At 69.5% G+C, this 13,994-nt stretch carries 11 protein-coding genes; 5 read left to right on the plus strand and 6 right to left on the minus strand.

Features of this window, described 5'->3' with window-relative positions:
• Positions 1-21 precede the first annotated feature (21 nt).
• Positions 22-2,172 carry a catalase gene (locus tag OZ403_RS32755; protein ID WP_268782602.1) on the plus strand — a complete coding sequence of 717 codons (2,151 nt, stop codon included), beginning with the start codon at positions 22-24 and terminating at the stop codon, positions 2,170-2,172.
• Position 2,173: 1 nt separating this feature from the next.
• On the opposite strand, the gene OZ403_RS32760 is transcribed toward OZ403_RS32755, so the two are convergent.
• From OZ403_RS32760 to OZ403_RS32780, 5 genes are all read right to left on the minus strand, one after another.
• The gene (locus tag OZ403_RS32760) at positions 2,174-3,262 is read right to left on the minus strand and encodes a hypothetical protein (RefSeq protein ID WP_268782603.1); all 1,089 of its coding nucleotides are present in this window, start codon (positions 3,260-3,262) and stop codon (positions 2,174-2,176) included.
• A gap of 93 nt (positions 3,263-3,355) precedes the next feature.
• Positions 3,356-5,068 (minus strand): sodium:solute symporter, encoded by a 1,713-nt coding sequence (locus OZ403_RS32765; protein ID WP_140795173.1) that lies wholly within the window; start codon positions 5,066-5,068, stop codon positions 3,356-3,358.
• The gene (locus OZ403_RS32770; protein WP_140795174.1) at positions 5,065-5,244 is read right to left on the minus strand and encodes a hypothetical protein; all 180 of its coding nucleotides are present in this window, start codon (positions 5,242-5,244) and stop codon (positions 5,065-5,067) included. The genes OZ403_RS32765 and OZ403_RS32770 overlap by 4 nt, the downstream gene beginning before the upstream one ends.
• Positions 5,241-5,789 carry a hypothetical protein gene (locus OZ403_RS32775; RefSeq protein WP_268782604.1) on the minus strand — a complete coding sequence of 183 codons (549 nt, stop codon included), beginning with the start codon at positions 5,787-5,789 and terminating at the stop codon, positions 5,241-5,243. The genes OZ403_RS32770 and OZ403_RS32775 overlap by 4 nt, the downstream gene beginning before the upstream one ends.
• On the minus strand, positions 5,786-7,690 hold the full coding sequence (locus OZ403_RS32780; RefSeq protein ID WP_268782605.1) for a PIG-L family deacetylase: 1,905 nt from the start codon (positions 7,688-7,690) through the stop codon (positions 5,786-5,788). The genes OZ403_RS32775 and OZ403_RS32780 overlap by 4 nt, the downstream gene beginning before the upstream one ends.
• 127 nt (positions 7,691-7,817) lie before the next feature.
• On the opposite strand from OZ403_RS32780, the gene bshC reads away from it, so the two are divergent.
• Genes bshC through bshA form a run of 3 tightly spaced genes read left to right on the plus strand, consistent with a single transcriptional unit; the run spans position 7,818 to position 11,454 of the window.
• Positions 7,818-9,491: a bacillithiol biosynthesis cysteine-adding enzyme BshC gene (bshC, locus tag OZ403_RS32785; RefSeq protein WP_268782606.1), complete on the plus strand. Its 1,674-nt coding sequence runs from the start codon at positions 7,818-7,820 to the stop codon at positions 9,489-9,491.
• On the plus strand, positions 9,488-10,294 hold the full coding sequence (bshB1, locus tag OZ403_RS32790) for a bacillithiol biosynthesis deacetylase BshB1 (protein ID WP_268782607.1): 807 nt from the start codon (positions 9,488-9,490) through the stop codon (positions 10,292-10,294). Before bshC ends, bshB1 begins: the two co-directional genes overlap by 4 nt.
• Complete coding sequence (gene bshA, locus OZ403_RS32795) at positions 10,291-11,454, plus strand: N-acetyl-alpha-D-glucosaminyl L-malate synthase BshA (protein ID WP_268782608.1); 1,164 nt, start codon at positions 10,291-10,293, stop codon at positions 11,452-11,454. The genes bshB1 and bshA overlap by 4 nt, the downstream gene beginning before the upstream one ends.
• Positions 11,455-11,474: 20 nt before the next feature.
• Here bshA and OZ403_RS32800 read toward each other — a convergent pair whose 3' ends face one another.
• On the minus strand, positions 11,475-12,323 hold the full coding sequence (locus tag OZ403_RS32800) for a DUF2911 domain-containing protein (protein WP_237077642.1): 849 nt from the start codon (positions 12,321-12,323) through the stop codon (positions 11,475-11,477).
• Between the two features lie 227 nt (positions 12,324-12,550).
• Here OZ403_RS32800 and OZ403_RS32805 point away from each other — a divergent pair, with 227 nt between their 5' ends.
• Positions 12,551-13,843, plus strand: coding sequence for an AAA family ATPase (locus OZ403_RS32805; RefSeq protein ID WP_268782609.1), 1,293 nt, complete (start codon positions 12,551-12,553; stop codon positions 13,841-13,843).
• Positions 13,844-13,994: the final 151 nt, after the last annotated feature.

The raw sequence follows: 13,994 nt of genomic DNA on the forward strand, positions 1-13,994 counted from the left end.
TCTCGTTGGCGACAGGCACCCATGAAACCGCGCAAGCCCTCGGCGAAGACCCGGCCCACCACGCTCAAGAGCGAAAGCCTCGAACCCCACCGGATGCATGCGGAGGGGAAGGTCCTCACCACGGACCAGGGCATTCCCATCTCGGACACGGACAACTCGCTGAAGGCAGGCATCCGCGGCCCCACGCTCCTGGAGGACTTCCACTTCCGGGAGAAGATGATGCGCTTCGACCACGAACGCATCCCGGAGCGCGCCGTCCACGCGCGCGGCGCGGGCGCCCACGGGTACTTCCAGGTCTACAAGTCGCTGGAGAAGTACACCCAGGCCCGCTTCCTCACCGACCCATCCCTGCGCACGCCGGTGTTCGTGCGCTTCTCCACTGTGGGCGGCTCGCGTGGCTCGGCGGACACCGTGCGTGATGTGCGCGGCTTCGCCACCAAGTTCTATACGGAGGAAGGCAACTTCGACCTGGTGGGCAACAACATGCCCGTCTTCTTCATCCAGGACGGCATCAAGTTCCCGGACTTCGTCCACGCGGTCAAACCCGAGCCGCACAACGAAATCCCCCAGGCGTCCTCGGCGCATGACTCGCTCTGGGACTTCGTCTCGCTCGTCCCCGAGACGACGCACATGATCATGTGGCTGATGTCGGACCGCGCCATTCCGCGCAGCTTCCGGATGATGGAGGGCTTCGGCGTCCACACCTTCCGGCTGGTCAACGCGGCCGGCAAGGCGACGTTGGTGAAGTTCCACTGGAAGCCGCTGCTGGGCAACCACGCGCTCGCCTGGGACGAAGCCCAGAAGCTGTCCGGCAAGGACCCGGACTTCCACCGCCGCGACCTCTGGGAGTCCATCGAGAAGGGCGACTTCGCCGAGTACGAGCTGGGGCTCCAATTCATCCCCGAAGGCGACGAGCTCAAGTACGGCTTCGACCTGCTGGACGCCACCAAGCTGCTCCCCGAGGAGCTGGTGCCGGTGCAGCGCGTGGGCAAGCTGACGCTCAACCGCAACCCGGACAACTTCTTCGCGGAGACGGAGCAGGTCGCCTTCTGCGTGGCCAACGTCGTCCCCGGCATCGACTTCACCAATGACCCGCTGATGCAGGCGCGGCTCTTCTCGTACCTGGACACGCAGCTCACGCGGCTGGGCGGACCCAACTTCGCGGAGCTGCCCATCAACAAGCCGGTGTGCCCCGTCACCAACCACCAGCAGGACGGCTTCGGGCGGCAGACGATTCCCACGTCTCGCGCCAACTACCATCCCAACTCCCTGGGCGGCGGCTGCCCGGTGCTGGCCAACCCCACGAACGCCTTCCGCCACTACCAGGAGCGCGTGGAGGGCCACAAAATTCGCGCGCGCAGCGGCAGCTTCAGCGACCACTTCAGCCAGGCCACCCTTTTCTACAAGAGCCTGTCGAAGCCGGAGCAGGAGCACCTCGTGGCCGCGCTCGAGTTCGAGATTGGCAAGGTGGAGCGCGTGGAGATTCGCGAGCGCGTGGTGAACCAGATTCTGGTGAACGTGGACCCGGAGCTGGCCGTGCGCGTGGCGCGCGCCGTGGGCGTCACGCCGCCCAAGGTGTCCAAGCCCCCCAAGCCGTCCAAGGCCGCGGGCAAGAAGGCGGCGCCCTCCGTGGAGACGTCCCCGGCGCTGAGCATGGAGAACTCGCCGCATGACTCCATCCGGACGCGGAAGATCGCGGCCCTGGTGTCGGACGGTTTCGCCGGCAAGGAGCTGGACGGCGTGCGCAAGGTGCTGGAGGAGCGCGGCGCGACGCTGGAGCTGGTGGGCCCCACGCTGAGCCCGGTGACGAGCCAGGAAGGCCGGGAGGAGCGGCCCCTGCGGACCTTCTCCACCGCGTCCTCCGTCATGTACGACGCCGTCTACGTGCCCGGTGGAGAGAAGAGCGTCGCGGCCCTGCGGCGCGTGCCGCTGGCGGTGGACTTCGTGCGCGAGGCCTACGTGCACTGCAAGGCGCTGGCGCTCTCCGCGGACGCCGACACCCTGCTGGACGCCGCGGGCGTGCGCGACCTGGAGGCGCCGCCGAGCAAGGGCCTGGACGCCACGCGCGGCGTCGTCCGCAGCGCGAAGATGGAGACGAAGGGCTTCGGCCAGCTCTTCGCCGAGTCCATCGCCCGCCGCCACTGGGAGCGTGAGGCCCCGCCCCCCGCGTAGCTCAGCCGCCCCACCCCATCCGCCCCGCGAGCAGGCCCAGCATGAAGGCCAGCACGGCCAGCAATCCCGCCCAGAGGGGCGGGACGCCCGTCGCGCGGGCGGAGGCGGCGGGGCCCGCGACGCGCACCGCGCCCGCTTCCTCGGGGACGATGACGCGGACCTTGATGACGGCCTGGGTGAGCACGGCCTCGACGTCGGAGAGGAAGCGCTCGTACTCCTCGGCCTGCATCTCCAGCGGCTCGCCGTGGTGAAGCTCGTACCGCTTCGCCACCGCCTTGAAGTTGCGGAGCTGGGCCTCGCGCTTGGACACGTCCACCCAGCCACACGTCAGCGAGCTCCCCGCGCCCTTGCGAGGCACCAGGGAGATGGCCTGCCGCGCCAGCTTCCCGCCCGCGGTGCTGGGCCCTTCCGGCTCGTCGATGCGCAGCACCCGGTGAGGGCCGCGGCCATACATCTTCGTCGACAGCGCGTCGCGGAGCTGCTCGGCCAGCAGCGCCGAGTGGTTCGCGAACATCGTCCGCAGCGCGGGGGCCTCTTCCGCGGCCACCACCTTCGCGCCCAGGGGCTCCAGCGGGCTCAGGCGCACCACGCCCACGCTGGCGGGGGACGCACTGGCCTTCGGCGGGCTGGCGCGCTTCTCCGGAGCGCCCACCAGCCCTCCCGTGGCCTTCGCCTCCGGGCCTCCGCGTGGCCTGGGAGGCTTCGGGGGCATGACGTCCGTGTGGACCTCGGCAGGCGGCGCTGGCGGCTCGGTCCGCGCGCTCCTGGCAACGCCGCGTGAGCGACCCGCCCGGGCAGCCCGAGCGTCGGGGACGGGCCCCATCCGCATCTCCAGCGCGAGAGGCTCCAAGGGGGGCAGGTCTTCCACCTGGGAGAAGGACTCCACGGGGCCCATGCGCGTCTCCTCGGTGAGCGGCTCCACCGGGCCCATGCGCGTTTCCTCGAAGCGAGGCTCCACGGGCCCCATGCGCGTCTCCTCGGGGCGCGTGAGGAGCGGAATGTCCCGCGTCGCGTCCTCGTCCTCGTCCGGGGCGATGCGTGGCTCCTCGGAACGCCCCGGGCGACCGGGCCGCCTCTTCCCGTCAGACATGTCCGTCCCTCTCCCGGGCGAGCATACTTCAAGGCCGGGCCGGCGCCCCTTCACGGACGCCTCCCGGCCTTCACCGCCCTGGATGCCGCGGACTCAGGCCCCCGTCGCCGGGGCCGGCGTCTCGCCTCGTGGCAGGACGGCCTGCATCACCAGGCCCAGCACCACCACCAGCGCGCAGCCGATGACGTTGAACCAGAGGTAGCCCACGTCCGAGAGGAAGAAGAGGGCAATCACCGTCGCCTGGGAGATGACGGCCGCCGCGAACACGGCATGGCCGCGAACGTGCTTCACGAAGAAGGCCACCAGGAAGATGCCCAGCACCGTCCCGTAGAAGATGGAGCCCAGGATGTTCACCGCCTGGATGAGGTTGTCCAAGAGCGACGCGAAGGTCGCGAAGCCCACCGCGACGACGCCCCAGAACACGGTGAACAGCTTCGACGCCACCAGCACGTGCCGGTCGGAAGCGTTGCGCTGGAAGACCCGCCGGTAGAAGTCCACCGTCGTCGTCGTGCCCAGGGCCGTCAGCTCGCTGGCGATGGAGCTCATGGCCGCGGACAGGATGACGGCGATGAGCAGGCCGAACAGTCCGCTGGGCAGCCAGCGCTTCACGAAGGAGATGAAGATGTAGTCGGAGTCCTTCGTCTCCGCGCCGGGCAGCGCGCGGACCACCAGGTCCTTGGCCTCCTTGCGGACGGCGCTCGCCTCCTGCGCATGGCCTTGCAGCAGCGCCCGCGACGCATCCCCGGCCGCCACGTCGCCTGAATCGACGGCCGACAGGTAGCGCTCCACTTCCGCGCGCTTGCCGGACTGGACCTGCTCCCACTTCGACTCCAGCGCGGCGTACTCGGCCGCCTGCGCCGTGCCCTGCACGCGGGTGCGCAGCGCCTCGTTGAAGAGCAGCGGCGGCGTGCTGAACTGGTAGAAGGCGAAGACGAGAATCCCGACGAAGAGGATGAGGAACTGCATCGGGATTTTCAGCACGCCGTTGAAGAGCAGCCCCAGCCGACTCTCGGAGATGGAGCGGCCGGAGAGATAGCGGCCCACCTGCGACTGGTCCGTGCCGAAGTACGACAGGGACAGGAACAGTCCTCCGGTGATGCCGGACCAGAAGTTGTAGCGGTCCTGCATGTCGAAGTCGAAGCTGACCACGTTCATCCGGCCGAATGCGCCCGCGACGTCCACCGCCTTGCCGAACGACACGTGCTCCGGCAGCCGCCAGACGATGACGATGGCGGCCACCACCATGCCGCCCATCATCACCACCATCTGCTGCTTTTGCGTCTGGCTCACCGCCTTGGCCCCGCCCGTCACCGTGTAGAGGATGACCACCGCGCCCATGACGATGACGGTGGGCTCCAGCGGCCAGCCGAGGATGGCGGAGAGGATGATGGCGGGCGCGTAGATGGTGATGCCGGCCGCGAGTCCCCGCTGGATGAGGAAGAGGAAGGCGCCCAGCAGCCGCGTCTTCAGGTCGAAGCGTGACTCCAGGTACTCATAGGCCGTGATGACGTTCAGCCGGTAGTAGATGGGCACGAAGACGGCGCTGATGATGATCATCGCGATCGGCAGTCCGAAGTAGAACTGCACGAAGCGCATCCCGTCCTCGTAGGCCTGCCCGGGGACGGAGAGGAACGTGATGGCGCTGGCCTGTGTGGCCATCACCGCCAGGCCGATGGTGGGCCATTTCAGCTCGCGGCCGCCGCGCAGGTACTCCTCGCTGGAGGCCGCGCCGCGGGACTTCCAGATGCCCCACACCACGATGAACGCGATGGTGCCACCGAGCACCACCCAGTCGAGCCCCGTCACGAATACACCTCCGTGAGCACCCAGCCCAGGGCGAGGAACAGGACGAAGGTGCCCAGCACCAGGATGTAGATGTTGCGCCACGAGCCCAACAGCGGCGGCGCGTCATCGAGCTCGGGCCGGGGCGCGGGGGCCTCGGCGGAGGGCTCACTCGGATTCAGATGGGGGGCAGTGCTCATTGAGAAAGGATGTTGGCCAACAGGCGGTAGGCGCCGGGAACTCCGGCGGGAAGCTGACGGAAGAAAGCGAGGCCCGTGTAGACGAACGTGCCCTTGCCATGGCGGGCGACCAACAGCGCGCCCTGGAGCGGCGCCTCGCCGGCATCGTGCATGGCGAACACGGGCTGGTAGCGAGCGTCCCACGACGACGCGAAGTAGAGACCGCGCTCCTGGACCCAGCCCTCGAAGTCCGCGGCCGTCAGCGCATTGGGCGTGCGCAGCAGCGGCTCATCGGCGCGGAGCGGCGTCATCACGGCCGTCTCGTCCGTCACCCGGTCGCGACCAATCTCCAAGGGATAGGGCCCGACAAAGGACGTGAGCGGCCCCACGCGGCTGTTGGTGTTGTACTGCACCACCAACCGCCCACCGCCTTCCACGTACTGGAGCAGCCGCTCCCGATGGACGGTCAGGTGCGTGTTGGCGTTGAAGGCGCGCACGCCCACGAGGATGGCGTCGAAGCGCTCCAGCTTCTCCCGAGCCAGCCGCTCCTCGGGAAGCAGCGTCACCTCATAGCCACCGCGCTCAGGCTCTCCGCGACGCGGTCGCCCGGCCCGGGGATGTAGCCGATGCGCTTGCCCTTCATGGCCAGGGAGAAGGGCACCACCGTGGCCGTGGACGGCTGGCGCACCGTCAGCGGCGGGATGTGGGGATAGGACACGGAGCGGGCACGCCAGGACCAGGCGCGGTCCCCCACGTCGACATCCACGGAGAGGTCACCCTTCTGCGTCGAGCCCTGGGGCGGCGTCACCTGGAAGGTGATGGTGCGCTCGTCGCCGCGTGTCGCGAGCTTGAACTCGACCGACGCGGGCTCCACGCGCCAGCCGGGCGGCGCCACCATCCGCACCGTGCCCGGCACCTGGTCCATCCCCGCGGCCAGCACCACCGGCACGACACGGGACTCGCCGTTGGGGAACATGAGCACGTCCTGCGCCAGCGTGGCGGTGACGGGCGGGACGACCTCGAAGTCACGGTAGAGCTCGCCGCTCACCGGGTCCGTCCAGACGTAGACCACCGGACGCACCGCGCGGAAGCGCCGCCCCGCGACCTTGTATTCGAACGCCACCGACAGCGCGGGAACGCCCTCCGGCTGGCCGGTGAGCGCGCGGTCCTCGCCTTCGAGCGTATAGAGCCCTCCGGTGACGGGCTCGCGGAGCCAGTAGGGCGTGGAGATGGGCGCCGTCGTCGGCAGCGTCACCGTGCGCGACAGCTTCAAGGGCACGTTCGCCCCCAGCGCCTTCCCCACGGCCTCGGGTTTCTCGCCTGGCAGCGTCAGCCCCACCCACTCGACGGCGGCGGGCGAGCGGTTCAGCGCCACCACGTCCAACGCCACCGGCAGTCCCGGGATGCCCGTGGGCGCGGAGGCTCGCACCTCCAGGAACAGGCCCGCGCAGGCGGCGATGAGCGCCTCCGTCTCCCGCAGCTTGGGCGCCTTCCACGGGTGGGTGTCCGGCAGCGCGGTCAGCGCCTCGTGGACGCGGACAAGCGCGGGAAGGGAGCGGTGGGGGGCGCGCGCATCGAACGCCTTCGTCGCGGCGGCCACCGCGCGGGACACGGCCTCGGAGCCCTTCCAACGTTTCCAGGAGAAGTCGAGCCCCTCGAACACATCGCGCTTTGGCAGCGTCCCCGCCAGCGGTGTGAAGTACTCCGTGCTGGGGCCTCGGTCCGTGGCCTGGCCGAAACCCTGGCTCTTGTGCTGGCTGCGGCTCTCCGCGGCCACCTCGCCCCACGAACGCCCGAGCAACGCGTCGTAGCCGCCCACCTCCAGCTTCACGTAGCGGGACAGGTCCTCATCGGGCTTGAACCACCATTGGGAGGCGTTCTGCAGCAGGCGGTCCGTCTTCCAGGGCTTCACCTCGGAGAGCTGCTCGGGGAAGCGCTTCGGGTCGGCGGCGGCGATGAAGGCCTCCGCCGCGAGCAGCGCCGAGGCTGTGTGGTGGCCGTGGTTCGGCGGCTCCGTGGTGAAGCGGGTGATGATGACGTCCGGCTGGAAGCGGCGGATGGCGAGCACCACGTCCGCCAGCACCGCTTCATGTCCCCAGATGCGCAGCGCCTCTTCCGCGCTCTTCGAGTAGCCGAAGTCCCGCGCCCGCGTGAAGAACTGCTCCGCTCCGTCCACGCTCCGCGCGGCGAGCAACTCGTGCGTGCGGATGAGCCCCAACAGGGCGTCCTGCTCGGTACCGATGAGGTTCTGCCCACCATCGCCGCGCGTCACGGACAGGTAACCCGCGCGCAGGCCGCGGTCTCCCACCAGCCACGCGAGCAAGCGCGTGTTCTCGTCGTCCGGGTGGGCCGCGACATAGAGAACACTGCCCGTCACACCGAGCCGCTTCAGGCCCGCCGCGATTTCACCCGCGTGGAGCTGCCGAGGAGGCTGCGCCACCGCCGTCGACCCGATTCCAAGGCTCATGGCCAGCGTCATTCCGAGGAGCAGGTTCCGCATTCGGGCGGACCCTATAACAAGCCTCTTCCCTGCGCGCGGCTCGCGTTCGACCCGGGATGACACGCGCCGTCACGGCCGCACATGACGTGCAGGCGTGCACTTCCGGTGGCGCGTCCGCCGCGACCTGTTATCACGGCATGCCGTGACGTCCTCGTTCTCGACTGCGTGGCTTCGCGGAGATGCGTCCGCGCTCTCCTTCCTTTCCGACGACTATCGACACCGTGAAGCGCGCGCCCGGGCCGTGGCCGCCGCCGCGTCGCGCGCGGTGTCGCCCGCGTTGCTGGACGTCCTCGGTGCGCAGAACGCGCGCCTCGCGCCCAGTCCCGCGCGGGAGCGCAACCTCGCGCTGCTCGCGCAGCCCGGCACCGTGGCGGTGGTGACGGGGCAGCAGATGGGCCTCTTCCTGGGGCCGCTGTACACGCTCTACAAGGCCGCATCCGCCATCGTCACGGCGCGCGCGCTTCGGGAAGAAACCGGCCGGCCCTGTGTTCCCGTCTTCTGGCTCCAGACGGAGGACCACGACCTTCCGGAGATTGACCACTGTGTCATCCCACGTCCGGGCGGAGGGCCATGTCGACTGGCGCTCGAGCTTCCGGATGCAGCAGCGTCTCGAGCGCCCATCGCCCACCGTCACCTTGGACCGAGCGTCCTCCCCGCCCTGGCCACCCTCCGCGCCGAGCTGGAAGCAGAACCCCACGCGGAGGAATTCCTCTCCCTGCTGGAGCGGGCCTACCGTCCCGAAGCCACGCTCGCGGGAGCCTTCACCGACGTACTGTCATCCCTCTTCGCCGACGAGGGACTCGTCTTCGTCGACCCGAGAGACGCACGGCTGGCGCCACTGGCCGCGCCCGTGCATCGCTTCGCCCTCCAGGAAGCGGGGGCACTCGCCTCGGTGCTCGCGGCCCGAACGGAGGCGCTCACCCGCGCGGGCTACACGGTGCAGGTCCATGTCCGTCCGGGCTCGCCGCTCAGCTTCTTCTCTCCGGATGCGCTCGATGGCCCGCGCTACCGGATGGACCCGGCGGAAGCGGGGGCCTGGAGTCTGGTGGGTCACCCGGACAGCAGCGCCATCACCCAGGACGCGCTGCATGCCGCCCTGGAGCGAGAGCCGCTGCGCTTCACCACGTCCGCGCTGCTGCGTCCCCTCCTCCAGGACACCTGGCTCCCCACGGCCGCGTATGTCGGCGGCCCGGGCGAGCTGGCCTACTTCGCGCAACTGGCACCGCTCTACGCCCACGCGGGACGTCCGATGCCGCTCGCCATTCCTCGGGCCCGCTTCCGGGTGCTCGATGATCGCGCGCGACGGTGGCTCGGCAGGGTGGGACTCCAGCCGGATGAGGTGAACGTGCCGCGCGACACGCTGCTCACGCGGCTGGCCACGCGTGATGCCCCGGAGTCGCTGGAGACGCCCGAGGCTCTTGAGGCCCGCCTCTTCGGCGCATTCTCCTCCGAATTGGAGCGCGTCGCCGGGCAGGTGTCGGCGGTGGACACGAACCTCCAGGATGCGCTGCGCCGCACCGAGGGCACGGTGCGTGTCGCGGTGTCCCGTCTGACGGGCCGCTACCGCCGCGCGCTCGCCCGGCGCGATGCCACGGCGGCCGAACAGGTGGACCGCCTGCGCACCTTCCTCTTCCCGGAGGGCGCGCCCCAGGAGCGGGTCCTCGGGCTGCCCTACTTCGCCTGCCGCATCGGGGCGCGAGCCTTCACCCAGTTGGTGCTGGACGCGTGTGTCCCCTTCTCCGGTGACTCGAAGGACCTGACGCCATGAGCGCGAATGGCACCGCCTACGGCATCGACGTGCTCGCCTTCGGCCCCCACCCAGATGACGTGGAGCTGTTCTGCGGCGGGCTGCTGGCGAGCATGGCCGCCCGTGGCTACCGCACTGGCATCGTCGACCTGACGCGCGGAGAGAAGAGCTCGCGCGGCACGCTCCAGTCCCGCGTGGAGGAGACGGAGGCCGCCACCCGCGCGCTGGGCCTGGCCCACCGGGAGAACCTGGAGCTGCCCGACGGCTGGCTCAATCCGTGGGCGGGCTTCGACACGCCCGAGCCCGAGCGCGCCCGCACGGCCGCCGTGGCCCGCGTGGTGGAAGCGCTGCGCCGCCTGCGTCCGGAGCTGGTCGTCGTGCCCTGGGAGCAGGAGCGGCACCCGGACCATGAAGCCGCCAGTGCGATGGTGACGCGCGCCCTCTTCTTCGCGGGCGTGCGCAAGTTCGACGCCGAGCCCGCAGCGGAGCCCTTCACGCCGCGGCAGGTCCTCTACTACCCGCTGCGGCACCTGGCCGAGCCCAGCGTCGTCGTCGACGTCTCCGCCGTCTACGAGCGCAAGCTGGCGGCGGTGCATTGCTACGCCAGCCAGGTGATGCCCCGGCCGGACGCCCCGCCCACGCTGGTGGGCTCACCGCTGTCGCTGTCCTCGCTGGAAGCCAGGGATCGCTTCTATGGCGCGCAGATTGGCGTCACCCACGGCGAGCCCTACGTCCTCCGCGAGGCGTTGGGACTGGCCGACCCGCTCGACCACTTTCGCAGGAATAGCTTCGCCCGACCCCTGTTCTTCCCGGCACGCACATGAACGCCCCGCTCAACGTGGCCATCACCTGCTTTCCGACCTTCGGTGGCAGCGGCATGGTCGCCACGGAGATTGGCCTCGCGATGGCGGACCGGGGCCACCGCGTCCACTTCATCGCTCGGGACCTGCCGGTACGCCTCCATGGCGCGAACCGGAAGGTCGTCTTCCACGAGGTGACGGAGAGCGACTACCCGGCGCTCCAGCAGTCCAGCACCTATCCCATCGCGCTGGCCTCCAAGATGATCGAGGTCGCCAACTACGAGCGCCTGGACATCCTGCACGTCCATTACGCGGTGCCTCACGCCACCGCCGCGTGGATGGCGCGCGAGGTGCTGGGCCACAAGGCGCCGCGAGTCGTCACCACCCTGCACGGGACGGACACCACGCTGGTGGGAATCGACCCCAGCTACCTGCCGATTACGCGCTTCTCCATCACGCGAAGCGACGCGGTGACGGTGCCGTCGGCCTACCTGCGCCGCGCGACGTGGCGGGGCTTCGACATTCCCGAGAGCGTCCCCATCGACGTCATCACCAACTTCGTGGACACCGCCCGCTATGCCCCGGTGCGAGACCGCGCCTGCCTGCGCGCGCTCTTCCCGGCCCTGCGTGACCACGAGCCGGTGCTCATCCACGTCTCCAACTTCCGGCCGGTGAAGCGCATCGTCGACGTGGTCGCCATCTTCACCGAGGTCCACCGCCACCGTCCCTGCCGCCTGGTGATGGTGGGGGACGGTCCGGAGCGCTCGCCCGCGGAGCGGATGCTGCGGGAGATGGGCCTGGAGGGCCGCGTCGCGTTCCTCGGCAAGCAGGACCGCTTCGAGGAACTGGTCGCCGCCTCCGACGTCTTCCTGCTTCCCAGCGAGCAGGAGAGCTTCGGGCTCGCCGCGTTGGAAGCGCTCAGCTGCGGCATTCCCGTGGTGGCCAGCGACCTGGGCGGAATCCCAGAGCTCGTCACGCACGGGGAAACGGGCTTCCTGGCGCCGCTGGGTGACGTCCCGACCATGGCCCGGCACGTGCTCACATTGGTCGAGGACGCGGAGCGTTGGCAGGGCTTCTCGCACCGCGCGCGGGCGCAGGTCCTGGAGCGCTTCCAGAAGGAACCCGCCATCGACCGCTACGAAGCGCTCTACCGCCGGCTCCTGACGGGGCCCCTCCGTCGCTGAGGAGCCCCGGGAGCGGCTGGCTACTTCTTGTTCTTCCACTCCGCCAGCGCCTTGGAGACCTGGTCACGGTAGAAGAAGTTCTTGTCCTTCTGCCCCAGGTCCCACGCGGCCTGCGCGGCCTTGCGGGCCTCGCTGTACTTGCCCATCTGCGACAGGACACCCGCGCGAACCCAGTGGTTGTACCAGGTGGGGTTGGCGGCCACGGCCGCGTCGGCGTGATTCAGCGCGGCGGCGTAGTCCTTGGTGGCCTCCGCCACGTAGGAGGCGGCGCTCGCGTGCATCATGGCCGTGCTCTTCTGCGCCTGCTCGATGTTCGCCTTCGCGAGGGCGGCGGTGTCCACAGTGATGGGCACGGAGATGCGCAGCTTCTCCCACTCCAGGTCCAGCCGCGTGCCGGTGTCCGTGGTGTCGGTGAAGAGGTACGTCAGGCGCTCGCGCGACGGAATCTCCGTGGTGGTGGCGCTCACCGAGGCCACGTCCTTGGCGGTGTCGTAGGGCGCGCCGCCCCGCCACAGGCCCAGGTCCGTGTTCAGCATCACCTTCCAACCCTTCTGCGAGGGAAGGCTGACGATGGCGTAGGAGCCCGCCGGAACGGCCTTGCCGCCAAAGGTGACAGGGTGGCTGAAGGTAATCTTCGTCGCCGAGTTGGCGCCGCTGCGCCAGGCCTTGTCATTGGGGACCAGCTCGCCCCAGACCTTCCGGCCCTTCACCGCGGGGCTGGAATATTCGACGGAAATCTCGGAGACACCCACCTCCTGCGTCACCTTCGCCGCGGGGCTGGCGGCCGGCAGCTTGAGTTGAGCCAGCGCGGGCATCGCCGACAGGGTCATGAGCGCGGAGGCCATACAGCTGAGAAGCTGGTTCTTCATCGTCCTCACTTCGTCCTTTCCGACCCGGAGGGGTCGCAGAGCCGGCGGAGTGTATAGATGAGGTCTCGCTCCACCTCACGTTCCACCTTGGCCTGCACCGCGTCATGCGGCGACCGTCCAGGGAGGGGCTCGGGCGCCCTCTACACACGAATGGAGGTGGACATTCCGTGACATTGCGCGGTTCCCCCGCGCGCCCACACTGGCCATGCTGCGCGCCGAGGAGACCCATGAAGCTCACGCGGCTCGAGGTCCATCACTACCGGAACGTCGTCCCTGGCACCTCGCTGGTGTTCAGCCCGTCGTGCAATCTGGTGCTGGGAGAGAACGGCACCGGCAGGACGACGCTGTTGGAGCTCATCTCCACGGTGCTGGGCTCGGACTTCTCCGGCCTCATCCACGAGCCGTTCGCGCTGGAGTACGACCTGGCGTTCCCGGGCATGAAGCTGCACGTCTTCGTCCGGAACGAGGAGAACGCTCCTGCGCCGGACGCGGAGGCACCGCCGCGAAAGGGCTCCGCGCTGATGCCGCTGCGCACGCCCGCGCTGGATTCCTCGCTGCACCCGCGCATCGAAGTGGACGTGCAGTTCCATTCGCCGTCGGCCAGGTTGGTGATGCGTGCGGACGCGGCGGGCATGGACTGCAAGGTGGACGGCGAGGCCGTGTGGTCGCGGAGCATGCACTGGTCGCTGCTGGACCGGTCGGTGTGGACGCTGCTGTTCATGACGGCGCAGTACATCGACGCGGGGATGAAGGAGCGGCTCAAGGAGCTGCTGCGCCGCACGTTCCTGCTGGCGCCGCAGCGCTTCGATGAAGCGCTGGGGATGTTCGAGCGCATCGGCGCCATCCGCTACGCCATGGAGGTGCGGGACGGCGAAGTGTTCCCGCTGGGGCTGATGGCGCTGCCCACGTGGATGCCGGGCTGGCTGCGTGAACAGATGGAGCAGCCATCCGTTACGGACGTGCTGGAGCTGACGCACGACGCGCGCGAAGGCAGCTTCCTGGCGAAGTTCGTGGCGCTGGCGGGCTTCGAGGCGGGCCGCTTCCGCGTGGAGGTGCTGGAGAAGCGGTCGTTCGAGAACGGAGGGCGCGTGGGCTTTGGGGGCTTTGGCTTCGAGTTCACGAGGCGCGATGGCCGGGTGCTGACACACGAGGCGCTGGGCTTCGGGCAGAAGCGGCTGCTGTCACTGCTCTATTACTTGGACGTGAACGAGGACTTCACCATCGCGGACGAGCTGGGCAATGGGCTGCATCCGCGCTGGGTGGAAGCGAGCATGCGGGAAATGGGCGCGCGGCAGGTATTTCTCACCAGCCAGAATCCGCTCCTCTTCGAGCACACGCTGTTTCCGTCCGCCGAGGCGCTGAGGGCGTCGCTCCTGCTGTGTGGCAACACGCGAGAGAACGGGCCAGAGCGCATCGCGTGGAAGAATCCCACACACGAGGTCGCGGGCCGGCTCTTCGACGCGCACGGGCTGGGCGCACACCCGCTGGCTGAGTTGCTGCGCCAGCAGGGCCTATGGTGAGCCCCGGCCATCGGCACGGGCGTGCGGCCGTTTCATTCTGAGGCGATGGAATGCACCGCGGGCGCCTCGGTGTCCGCTGCGGCCAACCGGTACCTCCCCGCGGGCGCGCGTGTCTCCGGCGGGTGTCCCCGAGGGGACCTGCTCGCTGGGG

The sequence above is a fragment of the Myxococcus sp. NMCA1 genome, assembly GCF_026810205.1.
In the GTDB taxonomy this organism is placed as follows: domain Bacteria; phylum Myxococcota; class Myxococcia; order Myxococcales; family Myxococcaceae; genus Myxococcus; species Myxococcus xanthus_A.